The sequence below is a fragment of the Tabrizicola sp. T46 genome (assembly GCF_057219895.1).
Map to the genome: position 1 here is coordinate 1 of NZ_JBXVVV010000001.1, position 24,770 is coordinate 24,770.

Genomic DNA, 24,770 nt, shown 5'->3' on the forward strand with positions numbered 1-24,770 from the left:
CCAGAAGGTTCGAGTTGCGATAGGCGGCGATCAGCGCATCCGTCAGCGTCTCTGCCGCGGCCATCGGTGCCGCAAGGGCCCCTGCCGCTGCCAGAACCATTGCCCTTGCCCAAGCCCGCATCACGCAACTCCCTTCAGACCTCTTGCTGCCAACCGGTCGGCCGGCCATGCCTTGGGGTGCCAGCTTGCGCTCAGGCACAAAGTCCGGTTTCGGACAAACACAATACCGGGAATGGATATCGACTCTTGATGACGTATCGGTGTTGCCGGCAAGACTGAACACGCTGACGGTTACAGGGTCGGCCGAAAGCCTGGTCGATGCCATGCCTGCGGCCTGGTGCCTCCGGCAGCCGTACACGAACAACGGGGGAAGACAACGAATGGCTGCGAAGTCAACGAAGCCGAAAAAGGAACTGATCGCCGAGAAGGAAGCGCCGGGCGGGTTTCTCGCCACGGTGGAACGGGTTGGAAACGCGGTTCCGCATCCGGCGATCATCTTCATGATCCTGATCGGCATCGTGATCGTGCTGTCAGCAATCTTCGGGGCGCTGGGAACGACGGTCACTTTCGAGGGCTACGACGAAGGTCTGGGCGACATTGTCGAGCAGCAGGCGACGGTTCGCAGCCTCCTGTCACCGGACGGACTCCGCTTCATGCTCACCACCCCGGTGGCCAACTTCCTCGCCTTCACCGGGGTCGGTGTGATCCTCGTGGCGATGATCGGCGTGGGACTTGCGGAGGAATCGGGCCTTATCGCCACCCTCGTCCGCAAGCTTGTCGCCATCGCCCCCGAGAAGTTCTTCACCTTCATCATCGTGTTCGTCGGCGTCATCTCTTCGATCGCCGCCGATGCCGGCTACCTGGTGCTGGTGCCCCTGGCGATGGCTGCCTTCCACAGCCTTGGCCGGCATCCGCTGGCGGGCCTTGCTGCCGGCTTCAGCGGCGTTGCGGCGGTGTTCCTGGTCAACGTCTTCGTGACGCCGACCGATGCCCTTCTGGTCGAGGTAACGAACGACGCGGTGCGCACCGTTGACCCGAGCCAGGTGATCACGCCCGTTGGCAACCTCTTCTTCATGATCGTCTCGTCCATCGTCATGGCGCTGGTCTGCACGGTCATCACCGAGAAATACGTCGAGCCGCGGCTTGGCGCCTATACGGGCGGGGTTCCGGTTGAGAAGAGCGAAGGACTGACCGCTGAACAGCAGGCCGGCCTCAAGGCTGCGGGGCGCGCGCTCCTGATCTTCGCGCTGGTGATCTTCGCGCTGACCGCCCCGCCGATTACCTGGGGTCCCTGGGCCGGTATCCTGCGGAACCAGACGACCGGCGGCATTATGTCCGGCTCGCCCTTCATGAGCGGCCTCATCATCATGATCAGCCTTCTGTTCCTCTTCGTCGGCTATGCCTATGGCAAGGCCGCCGGCACGATCCCGAACGTCACCGCGGCCATCGGCCTGATCGTGAAGACATGGAGCGGGCTGGCCGGAATGATCTTCCTGCTGTTCGTGATCGCGAACTTCATCGCCTTCTTCAACTACACGAACCTTGCGACCGTCCTCGCCGTCAACCTGGCCGACTTCCTGCAGACGACAGCGCTGGGTGGCACGGCCTACATCATCCTGTTCGTCGTGGTGGTCGCGATCATCGACATCATTCTGACGGGGGCACTGGCGAAATGGGCGATCCTGGCCCCGGTCTTCGTGCCGCTCTTCATGCGCCTTGGCGGTGATCCGGACCTCGTCCTTGCCGCCTATCGCGTCGGCGACAGCCCGATGAACGTGATCACCCCGCTGAACGTCTATCTCGCGGTGATGGTGGGCTTTGCCCAGAAGTACCAGAAGGAGGCGGGGATCGGGACGATCGTCGCGCTGATGCTGCCCTACACCGCCATCTTGCTGGTGCTCTGGACGCTCCTTCTGATCGCTTGGTTCCTTCTTGGACTGCCGCTCGGGCCGGCGTGATCGTCGCCCGGATCGGCCCGCTTCCTGGTCCCGACGAGGGATCGACACCAATGGCCGGTCGCCTCTAGAGGTGGCCGGACGCCTACCCCGATAGGATTGCACACATGCCACTCATGACGCTTCGCAGATTTGCCCTTGGTGTCGGTCTTGGCCTTGCCGGCTTCACGCTGGCCGGCTGCGTCGAAGAAGAGGCCCCGGATGAGGTCGAGGCGCGCCCCGTCCGGACCATCACGGTCGAGGAACAACTCGCGGGCGAGACCGTGACGGTCGCAGGCGTGGTCGAAAGCCAGCTGCAGGCCGACCTCGGCTTCCGGATCGGTGGCCGGGTGATCGAACGGCTGGTTAGCGTCGGTGACGTCGTGACGGCGGGGCAGCCGCTGGCGAAACTCGATCCGGCGGACGAGGAGAACGGCCTGCGTGCTGCCGAGGCCGCCGTCGCCTCCGCGCAGGCCCTCCTGACCGAGGCGCAGGAGAACTTCAACCGTCAGCGCCAGCTTTACGACAGGGGTTTTCTGGCGCGGGCAGGGCTTGACCGGGCCGAAGCGCAGCTGACCTCGGCCACCTCGGCAGCGGATTCCGCGCGCGCGCAGCTTGGCATCGCCAAGCGCCGACTGAACGATACCGTCCTTCTGGCCGACGCACCCGGCACTGTCACCGTGGTCGGGGCCGAACCGGGCGAGGTCGTGCAACCCGGGCGGATGATCGTCCAGATCGCGCGGGACGACGGCAAGGATGCCGTTGTCGATGTCCCCGCCGGTATCGTCGGCGATGCGAACGCGACGGACCTGACCATCACCGTCGCCCTGTCGCAGAATCCCGCCGTGACCGTTCAGGGACGTATCCGCGAGGTCGCCCCGCGCGCCGATGCCGTCACCGGAACTTTCCGCGTCCGGATCGGTCTCATCGACCCGCCCGCCGACATGCGGCTCGGCTCGGCCATCACGGCCACGACCACGCTTGACGCCGTCGGCAGCATCGAGATCCCAGCCTCGGCCCTGACGTCGATCGACGGGCAGCCGGCGGTCTGGGTCGTCGATCCGGCCACGATGGCGGTGTCCTTGCGCCAGCTGACGGTCGACCGCTTCACTCCCGCCGCCGTGGTTGTGCTTGAGGGCCTGAACCCCGGTGACATTGTCGTCACCGCCGGTGTACAGGCGCTGCGCCCCGACCAGGTCGTCCGGCTTGCCGGGGGTGCCTCGTGATCGGCCCCAACCTTTCCGAATGGGCGCTGCGCACGAAGCAGGTTGCCATCTATTTCATGCTGGTCGGTGTCGTGGCCGGGGTCTTCGCCTTCATCAACCTTGGCCGCGACGAGGACCCTGGCTTCACCATCAAGACCATGCTTGTCACCGCCGTCTGGCCCGGTGCCACGATGGAAGAGACACAGACCCAGCTGACTGACCGGCTGGAGCGTCGCCTGCAGGAAACCACCGGGCTTGACGCGGTGCGGTCGATCACCCGGCCCGGGATCGTCACGATCTATGTCGACCTTCTGGGCGAATTCCCGCCGGAACGCGTTCCCGCCGTCTGGCAGGAGGTGCGCAACAACATCGGCGACATTCGCCACACCCTTCCGCAGGGTGTGCTCGGTCCCTTCATGAACGACAATTTCGGCGATGTGTTCGGCATCATCTACGCTTTCACCGCCGACGGCTTTTCCGACCGCGAGCTGCGCGATCAGGTCGACATCGTGCGGTCCGACCTTCTGCGCAACGTCGAGGGAATTTCGAAGATCGAATGGATCGGCGCGCAGGAAGAACAGGTCCTGATCGAGTTCCAGCCCGACCGTGTGGCCGCGATGGGCCTCGACTACGGCCAGATCTTCAACGCCATCGCCGCGCAGAACGCGGTCCGGCCCTCGGGCGTCATCAACTCGGGGACCGAGAACCTCGCACTCCGCGTCTCGGGCGCCTTCACCTCCGAGGTGGACGTGCTGGAGACCACACTTGTCGCCGGGGGCCGCACGATCCGGCTGGGCGACATCGCCACCGTCCGGCGCGCCAACATCGACCCGCCGCAGCCCTTGCTCAGGGTCAATGGCCAGCGGGCCATCGCGCTCGCGATCTCGATGGCCGAGGGCGGCGACATCCTCGAACTTGGCGAGAACGTCACCCGCTCGATGCGCCAATCGGTCGCGAACCTTCCCGTCGGGATCGAGCCGATCCTGATCTCGGACCAGCCCGCCGTGGTCGATCTTGCCATCGGAGACTTCACCGCCTCGCTCTGGCAGGCCGTGGCGATCATCCTCGTCGTCAGTTTCCTGCTCCTGGGGGTCCGGCCCGGCGCCGTCGTGGCGATCGCCATTCCGGTGACGCTGTCCATCGTGTTCGTCATCATGCAATCGATGCAGATCGACCTGCAGCGGGTGTCGCTCGGCGCGCTGATCATCGCGCTGGCGCTTCTGGTGGACGACGCGATGACGACGGTGGACGCCACCCTGCGGCGCCTTGCTTCCGGTGACACGATGGAGAAGGCGGCAAGCTTCGCCTACAGCACCCTTGCCGCGCCGATGCTGATCGGCACGCTGATCACCATCGCGAGCTTCGTCCCGATCGGCTTTGCCGAAAGCCAGGGCGGCGAATACACCATCTCGCTCTTCCAGGTGGTCGCCATCGCGCTTCTGACCTCGTGGCTGGTGGCGGTCATCTTCACCCCCCTCATCAGTTCCGCCCTTCTGAAGCCGCCGGCCGCGGGCACGGCTGAACCGCCCCCGGGACGCTTTCTCCTCGCCTACCAGTCGATCCTCCGGACGGCGATCCGCTTCCGCTGGATCACCTTTGCCGTGACGGCTGCGCTGGTGGTGCTCGCCTATCTCGGCTTCGGGCAGGTCAATCGCCAGTTCTTCCCCGCCTCCGACCGCAACGAGCTGATCGTCGACTTCCAGCTTCCCCGCTCCAGCTCGATCTTCGCCAGCGAGGATGCGATCAAGCGGATCGAGGACTGGATCGAGGCCAGCGGCGACGCACAGTTCTATACCTCCTACGTCGGACGCAACGTCATCCGCTTCTACCTGCCGCTGTCGATCCGGCCGCCAAGCGACAACCATTCCCAGATCGTCGTCATGGCCAATGATCTCGAGGCACGCCAGCGCCTGCAGGATGGGTTGTCGGAATTCCTGACCGAAGAATTCCCCGAAGCCGTCAGCCGCGTCAGCCCGCTGGAGCTTGGGCCCCCGATCGGCTGGCCGCTGCAATACCGTTTGTCCGGACCGGACCCGGAGGTCCTGCGCAGCCAGGCGCTGGAGCTTGCCGGGCTGGTCGCAAGCTACCCGAACGCCCGGCAGGTGCACTTCGACTGGATCGAGCCCGCCCGCCAGCTTCGGATCGAGGTTGACCAGGCCCAGGCGCGACGCCTGGGGCTAACCTCGGCGCAGCTTGCCTCGGTTCTGCAGACGGCAGTGTCCGGCGCACCGGTGACGCAACTCCGCGACGACATCTACCTTGTAAACGTGGTGGCCCGCGCCGCCGATGGCAGCCGCGTGTCCCTCGACAATCTTGCGACCCTGCAGGTGCCGGTGCCGGGCGGGCGGACGGTGGCGCTCAGCCAGTTCGCAAGCTTCCGCTTCGACCAGGAACAGCCGCTCCTCTGGCGGCGCGACCGGGTTCCGACGCTGACGATCCTGGCCGATGTCGTGAACGGCGATACGCCCGAGGCTGCGGTCGCGGCTCTCGAGCCGCAGATCGCCGCGATGAACGCTGCCCTGCCCGTCGGCTATACCATCGAGGTCGGCGGCACGGTCGAGACCAGCGAGGAAAGCAGCGGCTCGGTCTTCGCCGTCGTGCCTCTGATGCTGTTCATCATGGTCACACTCCTCATGATCCAGCTTCGTAACTTCAAGGACGTGGGCACGGTGCTGCTTCTGCTGCCGCTGGGCCTCATCGGCGTCGTAGGCGCGCTTCTGATGTTCGGGCGCCCTCTGGGGTTCGTGGCAATCCTCGGCATTCTCGCGCTGATCGGGATGATCGCGAAGAACTCCGTCATCCTGATCACCCAGATCAGCGAGGACCGGGCTTCCGGCAAGTCGGTCGAGGAGGCCGCCGTTTCCGCTGCCTCCAGCCGCCTCCGCCCGCTTCTCCTGACCGCGCTGTCCACCGTCCTTGGCATGCTCCCCATCGCGCCCACGCTTTTCTGGGGCCCGATGGCCATTTCGATCATGGGTGGGCTTCTGGTGGCGACGCTCCTGACGCTGATCCTCTTGCCGACGGTCTACGTCACGATCCATCGCGATGGGCCGAAAGGGGCGGCCGCAGGTCAGGATGCCTGACCTGCCGTCCGACCCTGAACGGGCCGCCGCGCCGGGATCACTGGCCTGGAGCGGGGTCAGCGACAAGCGCAGCTACTACCGGCTCTTCGCGGGTTATGTGCTGGCGCTTTTCGCGACCGGCATCGCCACCGTCGCGCTGGCGCTTCTGGCCTTCGACCTTTCGGGCGAAGAGTCTGGCGCGATACTTGGGACGGCGCTTTCCATCAAGATGCTGGCCTATGTCGTTGCCGCCCCGGTCTCGGCGGCCCTGACCGAACGCCTGCCCCGAAAGGAACTGCTGATTGCGCTTGACCTGATCCGCGCCGGCAGCCTTTGCCTCTTGCCGCTGGCGACGTCAGAGGGCCAGATCTTTGGCCTCGTGTTCATCTTTGCCCTGGCCTCGGCGACCTTCACGCTCGTCTACATGACGGTCGTTCCATACCTTCTGGGCAATGCCGAGGATTATGCCAAGTCGCTTGCCCGCTCGCGCATCGCGTCCGAACTTGACGGGGCCATCGGCCCGATGCTGGCCGGCGCCCTGATCGTCGTGGCCACGGTCACGGGGGTGTTCATCATTGCCGCCGCCGCCTTCCTTGTCTCGGCTGTCCTCGTCTGGCAGGCGAACCTCCCGCGCCACACAACGCGCGGCGAGGGCGGGTTCCTGGCCAAGGCGCTGCGCGGCCCGCGCCTCTTCCTGGCCGAACCACAGTTCCGGGCCATCCTCGCGCTTGACGTCGCGATGGCGCTCGCCACCGCCATGGTCATGGTCAACACGGTGGTGATCATCCAGGGGGCTTTCGACCTTGATGTCGATGCGGCCGCAACCGCCTTCTTCGTCTTCGGCGCTGGCTCGATCGCCGGCGCGCTGGTCGTGTCGGCCACACTGCCCCGCATCCACGAGCGCTGGGTGATGCTTGGCGGGGGCACCCTGATCGCCGTCGCCCTTCTGACGGGGGCTGTCGCCGACAAACTGGTTACTCTCGCTGCGCTCTGGATGCTGCTCGGCGTCGGGGTTGCCCTAGCCCTGACCCCGGCCAGCTATGTCATCCGCCGGGTCGCCCCGCCCGAAGACCTGCAGACACTCTTTGCCGCGCAGTTCTCGATCACCAACATCTGCCTTCTCGTCGCCTATTCCGCCGCTGGCTGGGCCGGGGCCGAGCTTGGCCTCCCCGCGACCTTCCTGCTGTTCGGCGTCCTGACCGCGGCCGCAACACTGCTGGCCCACATCGTCTGGCCGACGCAACACTCATCCGGGCCCTAAGGGCTCGACAATCGCGCTTGCGGTGCCGGTCACCAGCCCTGCCCCGGCCTCGATCAGTCCTATCGCCTGCGGCTGGTCGCGCAGCATATCCAATCCCACCGCTCCCATCCCCGAAAAGAGGGCGATCAGCGCAGGCGAGGTGGCAAACTTGAAATGGCCGAGGGAATCTTCCTCACCCTGCAAAGTGCTCAGGTCGACGACGACCACAGGAAGACCGGCAATAGGCTGGGCGCTGGAGATGTTTCCAAGCCGTGCCGTTTCCCCCCGCAGCCGGGCCGAGGCGCGTAAGGCACGGTCGCCACTCGAGGTGAAGACGATCACATCCAGGTTGCGCGCCGCGATTGGCTGCATCTGGGCGCGGAAGACGCTGATATCCAGATCGGGTGCCATAAGCACAACGGCATCGATCTTGCCCAGGACCCGACGGTCGTTGGTCATTGCGGTCTGGCGCATGGCTTCCATCACCACCATGGCGCCCATTGAGTGCCCCAGAACAACGATCCGCTCCGCTTCCGATCGGGCGAGAAGGCCGAGCAACTCCTGCAGCCTGTCCCGTGCCACAAGCGTCGCCTCGCGATCCGCGCCATAAGCGGTGACCCGCGCGGCCGAAGGCCAGGTGAAGCTGATGCTGATGCCGGGCGTGCGGAAATCGTGGCTCATCTGCGCGTGCCGATAGAGGCCTTCCGCAAAGTTGGTGTTGAAGCCGTGGACGAAGACGAAGGCATCACGCTGACCAGGTGGCAAGGCCGCAACGGCCTCATTCACACTCGCCAAGAAGGCATCGCTGCTTGAAAAGCTGGCAGCGAAAACCGTCAGGAAGTCAGTTCTAGGGTCAGGCGCGCCCCGGGCCGGCGGGAAGGACACAGTTCCGGGCGCCCGATCCGGCGGGACCGCAACCTCGAAAGCCGCGAAGCCCAGACTTGCCGCTGGAGCACCCGAAAAGCCGGGCCCGACTTCATCCGGGGCTCGCGCGCTCGCCACGAAAAGCTCTCGGACCGTTCCGATTTCGGCCGCCGCCGGGGACAGCGTGATCGCCCCACGCGGAGCACAGGCCGCCAGGGCAGCTACCAGAACAAATCCGAGCGTTCCCGGCTTCTTCATGGTGGCGCTTTCCTGGTCAAACCTCCTGACAAAGCTCAGAACGCCCAGCGCATCCCAACCAGAACGCCGGTCGCGTCCTGATACTCGGTCCCCGTAAGGTCACTGTAGGAAAACCGCCGCCAACCGGCGTAAAGGTCAAGCGAGGCGTCATCCAGGCTTTGCACGGCATAGACCCCGTAGTGCCCCGTGCGCGCGCCGTCGGTCCTGAAGTCGCGCCCCCGGTAATAGTCCACCGAAAGCGAGGTCGTACCGGCCGCAAAGAGATCGGCACGCCAGCCGGCCCGCGTCCAGACATAGCTTTCACCGTCGATCACCTCGCCCGCCGACAGGGCAAGGTTCAACCCGGTCGGCCCGTGCAAAGCCGAGACCGAACCGGCGATCCGCCGGACGTTCGTGCCTTCGGGATTGTCGATCCATTGATAGCCGATGCCGCTGCGCACCGCGACATCGCCGAGCTCACCAGTCCAGCGCAGGGCGATGTCGTAGTAGTCGTTGTCATCCGTGGTCGAAAGCAGGTTGACCCCGTACGAGGCCGAGGCCACGAAGCCCTGCATTGCCTGGGTGTCGTACCGCACCCGAAACCGTCGGGCACCGTTCAGGACCGCATTTACCGAGCCGACGCTTACCCCGGTCAGGTTGCCGTCCGCGTCCCGGAACCGGAAGGCACCGAAGCCGTCGGACGAATCCGTCGCCCCGGCGACAAAGGTGAAGCTGTCGTCCAGCCCCGCCGTTCCATCCGAGGCCGAACTGCCCTGCCCGAAGGAAAAGGTGCCGTAATCGGTATCGAAGGCTACCTCGAACCAGCGCAACCAGCCCCGGTTCCAGTCCAGAACGTCCGGTGTGAAGTCCTGTGATACAAGGGCACTGTTGCGCAGGCCGAAGGCCGTTTCCGCCCGGAAGCGGAGCGTCCCGAAATCCAAAGGCTGGGTGCCCATCACGCCGATCCGGCTGTTCCAGTTTCCGTTGTCGACAATGCCGCTGGTTGTCTCCTGTCCATCGTCAAAGCTCTGGTAGACCGGGTTGAACTGCCCGTAGACCGTGACCTCGCCCCCGGTCTCGATGCCATAGGTCAGCTCGTCCTCTTCATCGACCTCGATCGGCGCATCCGCCTCGAGGTCGCCGTAGTAGAAGTCCAGCTCATCCACGTCCTCCGCCGCAACCGACGGTACCTGCAGCAGCAACATGATGGGCACCAGGTAGCGCAGGTCGTTTGGCATTCGGCCCTCCAGCTTCTGACGGTATTCTGGCTCTGACGCCCTACCTGGCGAACTGGGCACATACAGCCTGACGACTGCCGCCCGGCCCCCTTATCCGAAGCCGGGCAAGCTTCTGTTCTGACACGCTAACTTGTGCTGCCCGGTCAGGCAAGCGCTGCCTTGATGCGGGCGCAAGAACTTGTGCCGCCGCTGCGGAATCTGCCTTCCTGGGGGCCGAACAGCGTCCGGTGCCAGTTGACCGGTTTCCCCGCATTCCCGTAAGGCTGATGCGGTGTCAGGAGAACGACGAGGATGACCGGCCCGAACACCGCAGCCCCCAGATTCGTGCTGGTCATGGGCGTATCGGGCTGCGGAAAGTCGACCGTTGCAGCCGGGCTTGCCGAAGCCATTGGTGGCACCTTCATCGAAGGTGACAGCCTTCACCCAACGGCGAACATCGAGGCGATGCGCGCCGGCCGCCCGCTGGACGACGCGATGCGCCAACCCTGGCTCGAAGCCGTCGCAATCGCCGCCGGCACCGCATGGCAAGGCGATAATCGCCCGGTGGTCATTGCCTGTTCGGCGCTGAAGCGACGCTATCGTGACCTCTTGCGGAAGCACCTTCCCGGGCTCTTGCCGGTGCATCTGCACGGTAGCCCCGACCTCGTTCGCAGCCGAATGGAAGACCGCACGGGTCACTTCATGCCAGCCGCACTTCTGGACAGCCAGATCCGGGATCTGGAGCCGCCTGGCCCTGACGAAGATGCGATCACCGTCGATATCGCACAATCGCCAGAGGGCATCATTGCGGGTGTCCTTACGCAGCTTTTCCCAGTCGAATCGGGGCGTTTCTCGCCCAGAAGTTGACTGGTCCGGTCCTTCAAGATTCCACCTGAGCGCCCCATTTTCGCCCTCATCCACAACCATCCCTTAAAGTGTGGATTGATGCGTTCGTGTGGACGATGTCTGATCAGCCCAGGGGCATCATGCCCAAGGCAAGGTCCTGGGCATCTTCCCACGGACGCCTGAGCCAGAAATTACGCGCGGAAGGATTGCCGAGATGGCGCAGCAAAAAGCTGTCGAAATGCCGATCGAGGATGCAGAGGATGTGGTCGATGAACTGCCGCCGGGCACCAAGCTGCTCAAGGGCCAGTACACGATCACGCGCTACCTCAACAGCGGCGGCTTCGGGATCACCTATCTTGCCAAGGACAGCCTTGATCGCGATGTGGTGATCAAGGAATGCTTCCCGTCTGCCTTCAGCCGCCGCAGCAAGACGATGGTTGCTGCCCGGTCCCGCGCGCACACGGCCGAACTCCGGTCGGTCGTTCAGCTTTTCGTCAAGGAAGCGCGCAACCTTTCCAAGATCGTGCATCCGAACATCGTGGCCGTCCATCAGGTCTTCGAGGACAACGGCACCGCTTACATGGCGCTTGACTTCGTTGATGGACTTGACCTGCAACAGATCATCGACGGCCAAGGCGTCATGCCGACCGTTCCCGAGATCGTCGTCATTGTCGAAAAGCTGCTTCACGCGATCGGCTTCATTCACGCCAATGACATGCTGCACCGTGACATTTCCCCGGACAATGTGCTGATTGCCAAGTCCGGAGAACCCGTGCTGATCGATTTCGGTGCCGCGCGCGAGCAGGCCTCGAAGTCGAACCGCGCGATGTCTGCCCTTCGCGTGGTGAAGGACGGCTATTCGCCGCAAGAGTTCTATATCGCCGGGTCCGAGCAAGGCCCGTGGAGCGACCTTTACGCTCTCGGGGCAACCTTTTTCCACCTCATCGCCGGCGAAGCGCCAGCGAACGGCCAGGCGCGGCTCGCTGCACTGGCGGAAAACCGGCCCGATCCCTACGTCCCGCTCGACGGGCGCTTCGAAGGCTATCCGCCGGGCTTTCTGGCAGCGATCGACAAGGCGCTCTCGACCATGCCGAAGCAGCGGGTTCAGTCTGCGTCGGAATGGCTGGCGATGTTCTCGGACAACACGACCGTCTCCGCCAGCAGCGGTCGCATCGTGAAGTCGAAGGAACCTGCGCCAGACCTCGTCCATGATCGGGCCAAGGCCGAGCGCATCGCGGCAACCTTGGCGCCGGACGCCGGTTCTTTCGGCGCGCCGCCGCAATTCGCACGCACCACCTCCCGGGCCCAAGGGACGGCCGCCCTCGCCGAAGCTGCGCCCAAGCAAGCGAAACCGGGGATCGGCACCGCCCAGATTCTCGCCGGCATCGCCGTCACCCTGGCAGTTGTCGGCGTTGCCATCATGTCCATGCAGGGCGACGATACACCGCCAGCTTCGGAGATCGCGGCCGCTGCGGAAGCTCCTGCCCCTTCGACCACGGCGCCTGCAGCGCCACAAGCCGGTGCCCCCGCGGAGACCGCTTCCGCAGCGGCCCCCGTGCCGGCTGCAACCGATACACCGGCAGCGCCACAAGCTGACGCCCCCGTGGAGACCGTTATCACGGCGGCCCCCGAGCCAGCCGCAACCGATGCGCCGGCAACTGCCCCAGTCACAGCGGCGTCGGTATCCACAAGCGGGACCGAAGCTGTGGCCTCTTCACCCGAACCGGAAGCTTCCGCTGCTCCCTCCCCTGTCACGACGGAACCGGAAGTCGTCGCCGAAGCCGAAGCTGCGGTCGCTCCGACCGAACCCGCCGCACCTCTTGCTGGTGCCGAAGCCGAGCCGGCCAGTGCGACCGAGGCCGCAGCGACATCCACCGACGCTGTGGAACCGGCTCCCGCTGCCGAACCCGAAGTTGCCGCGGCACCCGCCTTCCCCGCACCCGAGGGCGTCCTCCGGGCGAACCAGGTCAGCTTTGCCGTCTGGGACATCAAGCTTCCTTTCGTCGAGGACAATCGGATCATCGATGGGCAGCGCACGGCCGTCGTCAAGGGCCTGCTGCCCGGGTTCGACATCGCCGAAGCGGGAACCTGGCTTGCTCCGGGCGTCCTCATCTACACGGTCAATGGCAACGATGTGCAACTCACGGGCAGCGTCGCAACGTCCGTCCTGAACTCGATGAAAGTCGATCCCGACGGCATGGCCCGCGTCGTTGTGGAATACGCCGGTGCAGACCAACAACGCGAAGCCGGCCTGATGACCGTCCCCGCGACCCGTCTCGTCAGCCTTGGCAACGGACTGAACCTCGAAATCCGAACCGTGGACGGTCAGTGGCAGACGATCGTTGCGGGCGTCACCCGTCCTGAAACGACCAGCCTCCGCCAGGGCGACGTCATTTATCGTGACCGGACCACCGGAACTGCGCTCGAGACGCCCGAGGCCCTTGAAACGATCCTGGCAGCGCTTGTCGAACAGGGTGTCGGTGTCACCACGTTCTCGGTGCTGCGCGACAACCGGATCCAGGATGCTGCAATGCAGCTGGCCGCGGACTGACCGAAAGGACATGTGATGGCGTTCCTCGCATCGACACAGGAAACGGCAAGGCGCGAAACTGGCGACGAAACCTCAGCCGCATTCGTGCCCAAGGCCGAACGACCCATGGATTTTCTCGTGTATGCCCTGAACCGGGCCGTCGTGCGCAAGCAGTCGGCCGAGACCAAAGAAACCTGATACCGGACCCGAACGCTCTCCGAACCTTCCGCCTCGACTGCTGACAGCGAAGGCCTCTGACGAAGATCGGAATGAGCCAAAGCAACGGTGCGTAATGGAGTTGCCTTGATGAAGACCACTGCAAGATCGCTTTGCATCGGATGTACCGCAGCATTTCTGTCCGGTGGGGCAGTTCACGCACAGGAAGCCTGCACGACCTACACCGTGGTTGCCGGTGACAATCTGCGGTTCATCGCACGCACCGCCTATGGCGACGCCGACCTGTTCCGCGTGATCTACAACGCCAATGTCGAGGTCATCGGTGCCAAGGCCGACCTGATCGAGGTCGGCGCGCGACTGGTGATCCCCTGCGATCCTGCCAACCCGACCGCTGCAGCGGCGGACACCACCGCGGCGACGGCTGACGACGCCACCGTCGAACTTGTTGCCGCAGCGCCGGAGGCCGCACCGGCACCGGCCGCGCCGGCCCCTTCGCCCGTCCGCATGGTCACCGGAAACGGCTATGCTCCCTTCACCGACGAAACATTGCCCGGCGGGGGCTTCTTCACCCAACTGGTCGAAATGGCCATCTTCCGCGCTGATCCGGCCATTCCCTACACGATGACCTTCATCAACGACTGGCAGGCACATATTGACGCCCTGCTCCCGTCGCAAGCCTATGACATCAGCTTTCCATGGATCAAGCCGGACTGCTCCGGCAAGGTCATGCTCAGCCCGGGCGATCAGGCGCGGTGCGATGACTTCGTCTTCTCGGCCCCCTTCTACGAAATTGTCGACGGCTTCTTCGCCCTCGCTGAAAGCGATCTCGTCTTGGCAACTTCCTATGCGGCGTTCGAGGGCAAGCGGATCTGCCGGCCCGAGGGATTCACGACCGGAGTTCTCGACACGGCGGGGCTGGACGTGTCGTCCATAAGGCTCGTGCGTCCGGTCGAAGTCACTGACTGCTTCGAGGCTCTCGCGGCTGGCGAAGTCGACCTCGTGTCGATCGACGCCGAGGTGGGCGACTCCGCCATCGCCCAGCTTGGCCTGGTCGGGCGCTTTGCGCAGAACCCGCATCTGGCATCGCTCCAAAGCCTGCACGTGATCGCGCACAAGTCGAACCCGCGCGCGATCGAGCTGATCGTGCAACTCGATTCCGGGCTGGTCGAGATGTATGAGACGGGCGAGTGGTACGACATCGTTTCCTCCGCGCTCGCACAGAACGCCCTGCGCAACTGAGGACACCCGCCATGCGCGACAGTCTGTCCCCAGTTGCAACGCGGTCAACCCGGGTGAATCGCCCCACAAACTTTAATATCGCCCTGTTGCTATCTGGACTTGTTCACTTTTCCCGTAAGTGGCGACCTGATGCAGTGAATCCTTTGAATTGCCATATTCGTGCCACTTCCGACCCCCTTCATCACCAAAGGAATGCTATTGTTTCGCAAGTGGCACTTAAACTCGCCTCAACGAACCCGTCGTCAGAAGGACACCAAGACATGAAGACTGCATGTGACAAACTCCGGTCGGCGGCACTGTCGACCCTGGTCATCGCCCTCCCGGGGCTGGCTTACGCTCAGGAAGCCTGCACCACCTACACGGTCAAGGACGGTGACACGCTCGGCACCATTGCCCAGGCGGCTTATGGCTCCTACGACTACCAGAACATCTTCAACGCCAACCGCGATGCGCTGGCCGCGAACCCGAATGCCCTGCCCGCCGGCCTTCAGCTCATTCTGCCTTGCGAAGACGGCCGTCTGACCCCGGATGCCGAGGTCGGCACGATCATCGCGGAACAGACCGAAGCGCAGGAAGCCCGTCCGAAGAACAACATCTACGAGCCGCCGCTCAAGTTCGTCACAGCGAACAACTGGGCTCCCTTCACCGGTGAAGACCTGCTTGGCGGCGGGATGTTCGTCCGCATCGGGGCCACCGCCATGCAGCGCGGCGGCAACGACCGCGGCTATACTGTCGCCTACGTCGATGACTGGATGAGCCACGTCGACACGCTTCTTCCCTCGGGCGCCTTCGACATGTCGGTTGCCTGGGAAGGCCCGGACTGCTCGAAACTCGACATCCTGGACGAATTCTCCGTCCGCATGTGCACCGAGTTCGAATACTCGCTGCCGATCTACGAAACCGTCTACACCTTCACTGCGCTGAACGACAACAAGTACGCCAACGCCCGCAGCTTCGAAGAACTCGCCGGCGCGCGCATCTGCCGTCCGGAAGCCTGGTCGATCAGCGAACTGATCACCCGCGGCCTTGCCGAAGGCGTGGTCACATACGTTCGTCCGGTGGACCCGATGGACTGCGCCAATGCCGTCATGAACGGCGAGGCCGACATCTATTCGATCGAATCCGAAACCGCGACGGCGAACTTCGAGGAACTCGGCGCGACCGACAAGGTGACGGTCAACCCGGCGCTGGCGACCTTCGTGACCTACCACTTCATCACCTCGAAGACCAACCCGCGCGGCCGTGTCTACATTGCCATGCTGAACCGCGGCATCACCGAGATGCGCGAGTCCGGCGAATGGTACGACATCGTTGCCACCAGCCTCGCTGACTACAACAAGCTCAGCCAGTAACCCTCGACTGGCCGGCTGACGGGGCCCCTGCACCGCAAGGTGCGGGGGCCTTTCGCTTTCAGAACGCCGGATCGCGCCAGACCTCGTTCCCGCGGAAGAGAGTCAGCAGCACCTGCGTCTGCGAAATCTCCTGCGCCGGTATCGCAAAGATGTCCCGGTCCAGCACCAAAAGGTCCGCCGAGAACCCCGGGCGCAGCATCCCCGTGTAGCTCTCCCGCCAGCAGGCCCGCGCCGCATGGGTCGTATAGCCGAGCACGCATTCCTCCACGGTCAGCCGCTCTTCCGGGCAGAACGGCTCCTGCGGGTCATCGTCCAGACGCTTCTGGCGGGTGATCGCGGTTTCCATGATCTCGAACGGGTTCAGCGTGCTGACCGGCCAATCGGACGACAGGCACCAGTCCGCCCCCGCATCCAGCATCTTGCGGAAGGCATAGACATCCGGCCAGCGCGCAGGGCCGATCATCGACAGCGACGGGTCGGAATAGGGCGGCTCGAACCTCGCCCAAAGCGGCTGGACATTCGCCGTCGCAAGGCCCTGCAACCGGCCGAAGTCGGCGGGGTCAACCAGTTGCAGATGGGCCAGCTGGTGCTGTGCGGGCCAGGGACCGTTGACGGCCCGCGCTGCTTCCAGCCCTTCGATCGCCCGGCGGGCGGCGGCATCGCCGATGACATGGACATGGATCGCAAAGCGCGCGGCATCAAGGGCGCTCATCAGCGCCTTCGTCGCTTCCGCCCCGAACATGCAAGGCGCATTGCCGCCTTCCGCATCCGCATAGGGCGCAAGGTTCGCCGCCGTCCGGTTCTCATAGACCCCATCCATGAAGAACTTGGCCGAATGGACCTGAAAGTCCGGACCGGGGTAGGCCTCGCGGAGCGCCGAAAGTCGCGCCACCGCCGTCTCGGGCGTATCCGCCGCTGTCACCAGCGCCGTCCCGGCAACCCGCAGCGTCAGCCTCCCCTCGGCCTGACCCCGGCCGTAAATCCGCGCCTCCATCTCGGTGATGCGGGCATCGAGCACCCCGGTGATCCCGTGCCGGTTGGCATGGGCCTGCCCCGCGTCCAGGCCGACCATCCGGTCGTCATCCGTCAGGTCAGGCAGCCGCGCGGCCACGACCGGAATCACCTCCTCATGCAGCATGCCCGTTGCCCTGCCGCGTGCATCCCGCACGATATGCCCGTTCGGCGGATCGGCCATCTCCTGCACACCCGCCATCTCCAGCGCGCGGCTGTTCAGGCAGGCATTGTGGAACGAACTGTCATAGATCATCACCGGACGGTCGCTCACCGCCCGGTCGATGACCGCCGCCGTCAGGTTGTGATCGCCAAACACCCCGGCCTGCCAGCCCGAGCCAAGGACGATCGGCATCTCCGACCGCGCCACCGCATGGGCGTGTAAGGTGGTTATCAGCTCCTCCTCGCTGCCCACGTCGAAGAGATAGGCCGCCGTGGCCATGTCGATCCCGCCGGACAGAAGATGGATATGCGCATCCTGAAACCCCGGCAGCACCAGACGCCCGCCCGCGTCGATCCTGTGGCTCGCGTCCGGCGGGACGCCCTGACCCAGCGCCGCGACCTTGCCCTCGCGCACGAGGACCCAGTCGGCCTGCGGAAATGCGGGGTCCATCGTGCGGATGCGGGCGTTGTGCAGAACCGTGTCAGCCAAGGCGCAGTGCCTCCAGTTCGGCCCAATCCGGGGCGGGGATGACGCGGGCGACCGCGTTCACGTCGCGGGTCCAGACGACCAGCGCCAGAAACGGCACGGCCCCTGTCTTGGTCAGGTGCGGATGATGGGCAGGGTTCCAGACCGGCTGATGCGCGGGCTTCACCACAAGGGGCCTCCCAACGCCAAAGCGCCAGCCATGCGGGCCGGTCAGGGGGGCGTAAAGCTCGGGGGCCGCGTGGTGGTGATCGCGGTAAAGGGTGTGGGGCGCGATCAGAAAAAGGTCGACGTCAAAGTCGTCGGCGGCAAACGGGGCCCCGCCGCCAAGGATCATGGCATAGGCGTGACCGCCGGGAAACTGCGGACCGATGTCGGCAGCGGGGTAGGCGTCATAGGTGATCCACTCGAGGCTGTCTGCGGCGTCGCCGATGGCCTGTGCAAGACCGTGGTGGGATTTGTCCATCGCCTGCAACGCGGGGGCGAGCCAGCGGTCGACGACGGCATTCCTGCGGGCCGGTCTTGCCTCTTCAGGGCCGGGGTCGACGGGCAGTCCTCTGCGCACCTCGGCGGCACCAGGGTGGTCAAGGGTCAGAAGATAGTCCCGAGCGGCGGTATAAAGCCGGTTCAACGGGCTGTCGGTCATGATGATCTCCGGCACTGGCAATCCCCGCTCCCGCAGGATTTCGCTTGGATCGCGCCCGTCATGGGCCGAGGCGACGCGGTACACCTCCAGCACTTCGGCACTGATCTTGCCCGCGCGCCACAGCTCCATCGCCGCCCCATAGCGTACGCGACCCGAGCCCGGCTGGCCGATGGGAGCGTTCAGGAAGTTGGCCGGATCAGTCATTGCGTTGGAACGCCAATCGTTCTTCACGCAGGCGTTTCCTTTCCGTCCGGTTCATGATGATCCCGGCGGCGATGACCCCGATCCCGACCGTCAGGATCATCAAGGTCGCCAGCGCATTGATGTCAGGTGTCACCCCCAGCTTGACCTTCGACCAGACCAGAAGCGGCAGCGTCGTGTTCCCCGGCCCGGTCACGAAGGACGAGATCACCACGTCATCAAGGCTGATCGTGAAGGCCAGAAGCCACCCTGACAGGATCGCGGGCGAGATCACCGGCAGCGTGATGTCGAACATCACCTGCCAGGGGCGGCTCCCAAGGTCCATCGCCGCCTCCTCGATCGCGCGGTCGGCCTGCAGCATCCGCGCCTGCACGATCGTGGTCACGAAGACCATCGAAAAGGTGATATGGGCCAGCGTGATCGTGGTGAAGCCACGGGCCCCCGGCCAGCCAATCCAGTCGGCCATCAGGATGAAGAAGACCAGCATCGAAATCCCGGTGATCACCTCGGGCATCACCAGGGGTGCCACGACAAGGCCCGAAAACAGGATCCGCCCCCGGAACCTGGTGAACCGGGCCAGGGCAATCCCGGCCATGGTGCCAAGGATGGTCGCAATGGTCGCCGAGACGAGCGCAATCTTCAGCGACAGGATCAGCGCGTCCCAGACCTGCTGGTTCGAGAAGAGCGATTGATACCACCTGGTCGAGAATCCGCCCCAGACCGTCGCCAGCCGCGACGCGTTGAACGAGTAGACGATCATCGACAGGATCGGGATGTAGAAGAAGGCGAACCCGAAGCACAGCACGGTGATCAGGAAGGGCGAAAGGCGCTTCATTTCGACCCCTCCGCCTTGGCCTGATAATGGCTGTAGATCATCGTCGGCACCACCATCAGCACCAGAAGCGCCACCGCCACGGCCGAGGCCATCGGCCAATCCCGCGCCTGCCCGAACTCGTCGGCGATGATCTTCCCGATCATCGGCTGCGAGGCATTGCCGACCAGCGTGGGGATCACCAACTCACCGGCCGCAGGGATGAAGACCAGCATCGCCCCCGCCACGATCCCGGGGATCGACTGCGGCAACGTGATGTCCCGGAAAACCTGATACGGACGCGACCCAAGGTCCATTGCCGCCTCGTCCAGCGTCGGATCAAGCCGCTCCAGGCTCGCGTAAAGCGGCAGGATCATGAACGGCAGGTAGGTGTAGACCATCACCAGCACGACCGCGAAGTTCGTCTGCATCATCGGCACGAACCGGATCGCCCAGTCGATCGGCACCAGGAAATTCCAGAAGTCGGTCAGAAGCCCGTTAAACCAGGAATTCTTCCCCATCAGCCCCATCCAGGCATAGACGCGCAGCAGGAACGAGGTCCAGAAGGGCAGGATCACCAGCATCAAAAGGATGTTGCGCCAGCTTTTCGACACCCGCGTCATGCCCAGTGCCATCGGATAGCCGATAAGCAGGCAGAGGAACGCCGCGAAGGCCGCGTTCAGGACCGAGGTCAGAAAGGCCCTGAGGTAAAGCCCGTCCGTGACGACACGGGAAAAGGGTTCAAGGTTGATCCAGGGATGCTCGCCCCCGAACGAAAACGGCGGCGCGGTCGGGGTATTGGTCGCCACGCTCATCGCGACGACGATCAGGAACGGCAGCAGGAACCAGATCAGCAACCACACATAGGGCGCGCCGATCAGAAGGCCGGTCCAGCCCTTCTGATCGAACCAGCGCTGGAAGCGGCCCTTTTCCATTCACTCCACCAGGACGATGGCAGCCGAAGGATCGAACGAGACCCAGATGTCCTCGTCCCAGTCGGCGACCCGCGAGCCTTCATCGCCCCGCCGCGCATTCACGGCATGGGCCTGCACCAGCGCCCCTGGAAGAGCGATGCGGTAAAGGCTGTCCTTTCCGAAATACGCAAGGTCCTTGACATGACCGGCCACCGCATTGGGGGCGTCGGGCCGCTCTTTCGTCAGGCGCATCTTCTCGGGGCGGATCGCAAGCCAGACCTTCTGCCCCTCGGTCACCCCCGGAACATCACGGGCCAACACCTCGCCCCCCAAGGCCGGCACGGCAAGGCGCAGATGCGGCTTTTCGCGCGCCACGACAGTGGCCTCGAAGCTGTTCACCGACCCGATGAAACTGGCCACGAACTTCGAGGACGGGAATTCGTAGACCTCGTTCGGGCTGCCCACCTGCCGGACCTCGCCCTTGTCCATGACGGCAATCCGGTCCGCGAGGGTCATCGCCTCTTCCTGGTCGTGGGTAACGACGATGAACGTCACCCCGGTGCGCTGCTGAATCGACATCAGCTCGAACTGGGTGTGTTCACGCAGCTTCTTGTCCAGCGCCGCAAGCGGTTCGTCGAGGAGGAGCAGCTTTGGTTGCCGCGCCAGCGCCCGGGCAAGCGCCACGCGCTGACGCTGGCCGCCGGAAATCTGGTGCGGCTTCCTGTGCGCGAACTGCGTCAGCTGCACAAGGTCCAGCATCTCGGCCACCCGGGCCGCGCGCTCGGCCTTCGTCATGCTTTTCTCGTGCTTCAGCCCATAGCCGACATTCGCTTCGACCGTCATATGCGGAAAGATCGCATAGGACTGGAACATCATGTGGACCGGGCGCTCCCAGGGTGGAACGCCCGCCATGTCGCGACCGTCAAGGAAGATGCGCCCTGCCGTCGGTTCCTCGAACCCCGCCAGCATCCGCAGAAGCGTGGTCTTGCCGCAGCCGGATCCGCCCAGAAGCGCGAAGATCTCACCCTTGCCGACGGTCAGGGTGACGTCCCTGACCGCCTGAAAGGACCCAAAGCTTTTCGAGACATTCTCGATCCGCAGGAACGGCTCTGCGTCAGCAGACGGCATGTGTCAGCCGCCAGTCTTTATTTCGGTCCAGGCGCGGTTCAGGTCCGTTTCCTGCTCGATCGTCTGCGGCAGCGGCGTGTAAAGCCGCGAGATGGCCTCGGCATCTGGATAGACCGCCGGGTCGGCAAGGATCGCCGGATCAACAAACTCCCGCGAAGCCTTGTTCACGTTGCCATAGCCGGTGAAGTTGGTCGCGGCGGCGATCACCTCGGGGCGCAGCATGTAGTTCAGGAAAGTATGGGCGTTGTCGACATTGGGCGCATCCGAAGGCACCGCCCAGACGTCGAACCAAGCCGGCGCGCCGGTCTTCGGCACGAAATAACCCAGGTTCATCTCGATCCCGGCTTCGGCGGCGCGGGCCTTCGCAACACCGTAGTCGCCCGACCAGTTGTTGATCGCGCAAAGCTCGCCGTTCGGGATCGCCGTCAGGTAGTTCGCATTGTCGAAGGTCGCGATGTACTCGCGCACCGGCTTCACCGCCTCGACCAGCTTGGCCCATTCGGCCGGGCCGGCGGTGTTCGGATCGATGCCGAGATAGCTCAGAATCATGAAACCGATGTCGTTCGGGCTGTCCAGAAGCGAGATCCCGCAATCGGCCAGCAGCGACGCAAACTCGGGCTTCATGATCAGGTCGAGCGATTCAAGGTCCGCGTCGGGAATACGCTCCTTCACCATGTCGATGTTGTAGGTCATGCCCACCGAGCCCCACATGTAGGGCACCGCATAGTCGTAGTTCGGGTCGTATAGCGCGAAGGTCTTCAGAATGTCGGGGTCAAGGTTGCCCCAGTTCGTCAGCTTCGACTTGTCCAGCTTCTGCAACACCCCCGCCGCCAGCGACCGCGGCAGCCCCTGCCCCGAATGCAGCACGACGTCATAGCCGGTCGACCCCGCCAGAAGCTTCGCCTGCATCTCTTCGGCGCTCGCGTAAAGGTCATAGACCACCTCGATCCCGGTCTCGGCGGTAAAGTCGGTCAGGGTAGTCTCGCCGATGTAGTCGGCCCAGTTGTAGACGTTCACCACCCCGCCCTGTGCCCAGGACGGGCGCACCCAAGGCATGGCAACAGTTGCAGTGGCCCCGAAAAGGGCCTGTCGGCGGTTCAGTCTCATGGCAGTCTCCCCGGTGGTATTCTGGTTATCTTTTCAGTCAGCTTACCCCTGACCCTTGGTCTGGCAAGTCAATTCTGCGTTCAGCCGCGCGATCTGGTCCTCTGGCGGCGCCTTCCCCAACGTCATCACCGGCAAGAGACGCCGCAGTCCGTCATGGTGCCGGCGCAGCCCGTACTCCAGGTCGGACAGGTGGAAGCCTTCAAAGGCATCCGACTTCATCGACTCGTTCGACCAGATCGACAGCTGCTGGTCCTCGACCGAGGTCTCGCGGTCGATCCGATAACTCAGGTACCGCGCCAGTCGCCGCTCCCGCGTCTCGTTCGGCCAGCGGTAAAGCCTGCCGGTCAGGCGGGTCATGCCTTCGGTCAGCGGCAGGTCGTGGTAAAAGCTCACCCCGTCCGGCGTGATCGAAAAGACCTGGTTCGGCTGCAACCCGTAATAGACCCAGGCCCGCTGCAAATGCTGCGGAAGGTCCGGTCGCGGTGGCGAAATCTTCCCGTAATGCCTGACCGACCAGCCCTTGCCCGGCACATCCCCGAACCAGCCGATCGACATCGACAGCCCGTCCTCAAGGTAATGGTCGCGGTAGGTCCGGCCGTAGAGGTCCTGCAGCCCCGGATGGGCCAGGGCCACATGGTAGCCCTCGTTGTCGACATCGCGCACCGACTTCCAGTTCACCGGCAGGTCGGTCGACCAATTCGGCACACTGGCAGGCAGCACGTTGGACAGGCCATAGGCGGCAAAGTCCGCATCGAAGGGCGCCAGCAGCCTGGCTATTGGCGGCTGCGGCCCCGGCGCAAAGCGCAGGAACAGGAAGCCGTGGAAGCTTTCCATCTCGATCGGCTTCAGGCCAAAGGCCTCCCGATCCATTGTGCCGAAACTCTTCGGCTGCGACGCCCCGCGCAGGGTTCCGTCAAGGTTGTAGACCCAGCCGTGGAACGGACAGACGATCGACCCCTTGCAATGCCCTTCCGTCCCATCCACCACCCGCGCCCCGCGATGGCGGCAGAGGTTGTGGAACGCCCTGACCACCCCGTCCTGCCCGCGCATCACCACCGCGCGCTCGCCCAGAAGGTCGAAGGCCAGCCAGTCGCCGGGGTCCGGGATATCGCATTCATGCCCGACGATCTGCCAGTGGTTCAGAAAGACCTTCTCTCGCTCCAGCGCGAACAGCGCCGGCGAATGGTACGTCCAGGCCGGCAGTCCGCGCCGGTCCCAGTCGTTCGGGATCGTGATCAAGGGGTAGGGCAGCTCGGTCATGGGGTCACCTCCATCTCGGCCCGGATCCATTCGTGAAACCGGAAGATCTCGTATTCCTCAGGCATCAGCCGCGCGGCCTTGAAGGCGGGCGAGGCCATGCCGCGATGGTTCATCTCGGACGCGGCACCGTCCTGACCGATCACGATCTTGGCAAAATCCGCCACGGCAGCGGCATCAAAGCCGGGCTGGGCCAGCGTCTCGGGCAGAAAGTACCACTCGGCGATCAGCCGGGTTTTTTCCGGCCCCATCGGCACAAGCCGCACCGCCCGCACGTAATCCAGATGCGCCACCACATAGGTCGACGGCCACAGCGTCACAAAGCTGTAGCCGACGCGCCGCTCGTCCTCGCTCAGCCCCGGGAAGATCGGCCCGCAGGGCTGGCCGTCCATCGTCCAGGTCACCGCCCCCGGCCGCAGGTTCGACTGTGGCGGGCTGTCATCCGGCTTCCAGCCAAGCGCCTCTGACGGCCCCATGACCCCGGTCCGGTAGATCGGCACCAGGTCGCACAGCTCGGGGTGGATGCCGGGGCAGTGCAGGCATTCCGAGTAGTTCTCCCAGAAGGCCTTCCAGTTGCAGTTCAGGTCATGCTCCCAGTGATGGCCGACCACCAAGCTGTCCATCGGCCAGTTGTCCAGCGTCCGAAGCCCGACATCCGCCCAGATCTCCCCCGGCTCTGCCGACAGGTTCAGGAACAGGAACCCGTTCCAGACCCGCAAGGATACGGGCCGCAACCCATGCGCCGACCGGTCGAAATCCTTTGTCGGAACGGCATGGGCGGTCGACACCAGCCGGCCATCCGCCGCCGCAAAGGCAAAGGCGTGGTAGGGACAGCGGATCAGCTTGCCCACCTCCTCCTCGTCCGTCACGCAAAGTTCCGAACCGCGATGTGGGCAGGAATTGTGCCAGGCCGCCAGCGCACCATCCCGGTCGCGCACCACGATCACCTGCGCCGCACCCACCGCAACCCGGCGCATCTTTCCCGCCGGAAAGTCGCTGGCTCGCCCGACCATCACCCATTGCCGGGAAAAGACCGTCGCCATCTCGCGGTCGTACCAGCCCTGATCGAAGTAGGCGGCCTTCGGCAGCCCCTCCGGGCAATGGTCCAGCCGGGGCGACAGCGGGTGGCGGTCTTCATGTCCCATC

The 24,770-nt window shown here is 64.5% G+C and carries 19 protein-coding genes; 9 read left to right on the top strand and 10 right to left on the bottom strand.

What is annotated here, in order from left to right; all coding sequences use genetic code 11:
• The first annotated feature begins 380 nt into the window (after positions 1–380).
• The 4 genes from AC2D9V_RS00005 to AC2D9V_RS00020 all read left to right on the top strand — a co-directional run bounded on the left by AC2D9V_RS00005 (position 381) and on the right by AC2D9V_RS00020 (position 7,462).
• On the top strand, positions 381–1,958 hold the full coding sequence (locus tag AC2D9V_RS00005; protein ID WP_484711976.1) for an AbgT family transporter: 1,578 nt from the start codon (positions 381–383) through the stop codon (positions 1,956–1,958).
• A 113-nt stretch (positions 1,959–2,071) separates the two neighbouring features.
• The gene (locus AC2D9V_RS00010) at positions 2,072–3,160 is read left to right on the top strand and encodes an efflux RND transporter periplasmic adaptor subunit (protein WP_484711977.1); all 1,089 of its coding nucleotides are present in this window, start codon (positions 2,072–2,074) and stop codon (positions 3,158–3,160) included.
• A complete protein-coding gene (locus AC2D9V_RS00015; RefSeq protein ID WP_484711978.1) occupies positions 3,157–6,222 on the top strand; it encodes an efflux RND transporter permease subunit in 3,066 nt (1,021 codons plus the stop codon). The genes AC2D9V_RS00010 and AC2D9V_RS00015 overlap by 4 nt, the downstream gene beginning before the upstream one ends.
• Entirely contained in the window at positions 6,215–7,462 is a 1,248-nt protein-coding gene (locus tag AC2D9V_RS00020; RefSeq protein ID WP_484711979.1) for an MFS transporter, read from the top strand. The genes AC2D9V_RS00015 and AC2D9V_RS00020 overlap by 8 nt, the downstream gene beginning before the upstream one ends.
• On the opposite strand, the gene AC2D9V_RS00025 is transcribed toward AC2D9V_RS00020, so the two are convergent.
• Both AC2D9V_RS00025 and AC2D9V_RS00030 read right to left on the bottom strand, forming a co-directional pair.
• Positions 7,448–8,563 carry an alpha/beta hydrolase gene (locus tag AC2D9V_RS00025; RefSeq protein ID WP_484711980.1) on the bottom strand — a complete coding sequence of 372 codons (1,116 nt, stop codon included), beginning with the start codon at positions 8,561–8,563 and terminating at the stop codon, positions 7,448–7,450. The genes AC2D9V_RS00020 and AC2D9V_RS00025 overlap by 15 nt on opposite strands.
• Before the next feature lie 35 nt (positions 8,564–8,598).
• Positions 8,599–9,780: a porin gene (locus tag AC2D9V_RS00030; protein WP_484711981.1), complete on the bottom strand. Its 1,182-nt coding sequence runs from the start codon at positions 9,778–9,780 to the stop codon at positions 8,599–8,601.
• Positions 9,781–10,071: 291 nt separating this feature from the next.
• Between AC2D9V_RS00030 and AC2D9V_RS00035 the strand changes: the two genes are divergently transcribed.
• The 5 genes from AC2D9V_RS00035 to AC2D9V_RS00055 all read left to right on the top strand — a co-directional run bounded on the left by AC2D9V_RS00035 (position 10,072) and on the right by AC2D9V_RS00055 (position 15,903).
• Complete coding sequence (locus tag AC2D9V_RS00035; RefSeq protein ID WP_484711982.1) at positions 10,072–10,626, top strand: gluconokinase; 555 nt, start codon at positions 10,072–10,074, stop codon at positions 10,624–10,626.
• A 193-nt stretch (positions 10,627–10,819) separates the two neighbouring features.
• Positions 10,820–13,156, top strand: coding sequence for a serine/threonine-protein kinase (locus AC2D9V_RS00040; RefSeq protein ID WP_484711983.1), 2,337 nt, complete (start codon positions 10,820–10,822; stop codon positions 13,154–13,156).
• 15 nt (positions 13,157–13,171) lie between these two features.
• Positions 13,172–13,333: a hypothetical protein gene (locus AC2D9V_RS00045; protein WP_484711984.1), complete on the top strand. Its 162-nt coding sequence runs from the start codon at positions 13,172–13,174 to the stop codon at positions 13,331–13,333.
• 108 nt (positions 13,334–13,441) lie between these two features.
• On the top strand, positions 13,442–14,551 hold the full coding sequence (locus AC2D9V_RS00050) for a hypothetical protein (protein WP_484711985.1): 1,110 nt from the start codon (positions 13,442–13,444) through the stop codon (positions 14,549–14,551).
• Positions 14,552–14,811: 260 nt separating this feature from the next.
• The gene (locus AC2D9V_RS00055; RefSeq protein ID WP_484711986.1) at positions 14,812–15,903 is read left to right on the top strand and encodes a LysM peptidoglycan-binding domain-containing protein; all 1,092 of its coding nucleotides are present in this window, start codon (positions 14,812–14,814) and stop codon (positions 15,901–15,903) included.
• Between the two features lie 58 nt (positions 15,904–15,961).
• Here AC2D9V_RS00055 and AC2D9V_RS00060 read toward each other — a convergent pair whose 3' ends face one another.
• Genes AC2D9V_RS00060 through AC2D9V_RS00095 form a run of 8 tightly spaced genes read right to left on the bottom strand, consistent with a single transcriptional unit; the run spans position 15,962 to position 24,769 of the window.
• Entirely contained in the window at positions 15,962–17,566 is a 1,605-nt protein-coding gene (locus tag AC2D9V_RS00060) for an amidohydrolase (RefSeq protein ID WP_484711987.1), read from the bottom strand.
• On the bottom strand, positions 17,559–18,437 hold the full coding sequence (locus AC2D9V_RS00065; protein ID WP_484711988.1) for a dimethylsulfonioproprionate lyase family protein: 879 nt from the start codon (positions 18,435–18,437) through the stop codon (positions 17,559–17,561). The genes AC2D9V_RS00060 and AC2D9V_RS00065 overlap by 8 nt, the downstream gene beginning before the upstream one ends.
• A complete protein-coding gene (locus AC2D9V_RS00070) occupies positions 18,403–19,242 on the bottom strand; it encodes an ABC transporter permease subunit (protein ID WP_484711989.1) in 840 nt (279 codons plus the stop codon). Before AC2D9V_RS00070 ends, AC2D9V_RS00065 begins: the two co-directional genes overlap by 35 nt.
• Positions 19,239–20,153 carry an ABC transporter permease gene (locus AC2D9V_RS00075; RefSeq protein WP_484711990.1) on the bottom strand — a complete coding sequence of 305 codons (915 nt, stop codon included), beginning with the start codon at positions 20,151–20,153 and terminating at the stop codon, positions 19,239–19,241. The genes AC2D9V_RS00070 and AC2D9V_RS00075 overlap by 4 nt, the downstream gene beginning before the upstream one ends.
• Positions 20,154–21,260, bottom strand: a complete 1,107-nt coding sequence (locus AC2D9V_RS00080) for an ABC transporter ATP-binding protein (RefSeq protein ID WP_484711991.1) — start codon at positions 21,258–21,260, stop codon at positions 20,154–20,156.
• Between the two features lie 3 nt (positions 21,261–21,263).
• Positions 21,264–22,367 carry a polyamine ABC transporter substrate-binding protein gene (locus tag AC2D9V_RS00085; protein ID WP_484711992.1) on the bottom strand — a complete coding sequence of 368 codons (1,104 nt, stop codon included), beginning with the start codon at positions 22,365–22,367 and terminating at the stop codon, positions 21,264–21,266.
• Between the two features lie 42 nt (positions 22,368–22,409).
• On the bottom strand, positions 22,410–23,627 hold the full coding sequence (locus AC2D9V_RS00090) for an aromatic ring-hydroxylating oxygenase subunit alpha (protein WP_484711993.1): 1,218 nt from the start codon (positions 23,625–23,627) through the stop codon (positions 22,410–22,412).
• Positions 23,624–24,769: an aromatic ring-hydroxylating oxygenase subunit alpha gene (locus AC2D9V_RS00095; protein WP_484711994.1), complete on the bottom strand. Its 1,146-nt coding sequence runs from the start codon at positions 24,767–24,769 to the stop codon at positions 23,624–23,626. The genes AC2D9V_RS00090 and AC2D9V_RS00095 overlap by 4 nt, the downstream gene beginning before the upstream one ends.
• Between the last annotated feature and the right edge of the window lies 1 nt (position 24,770).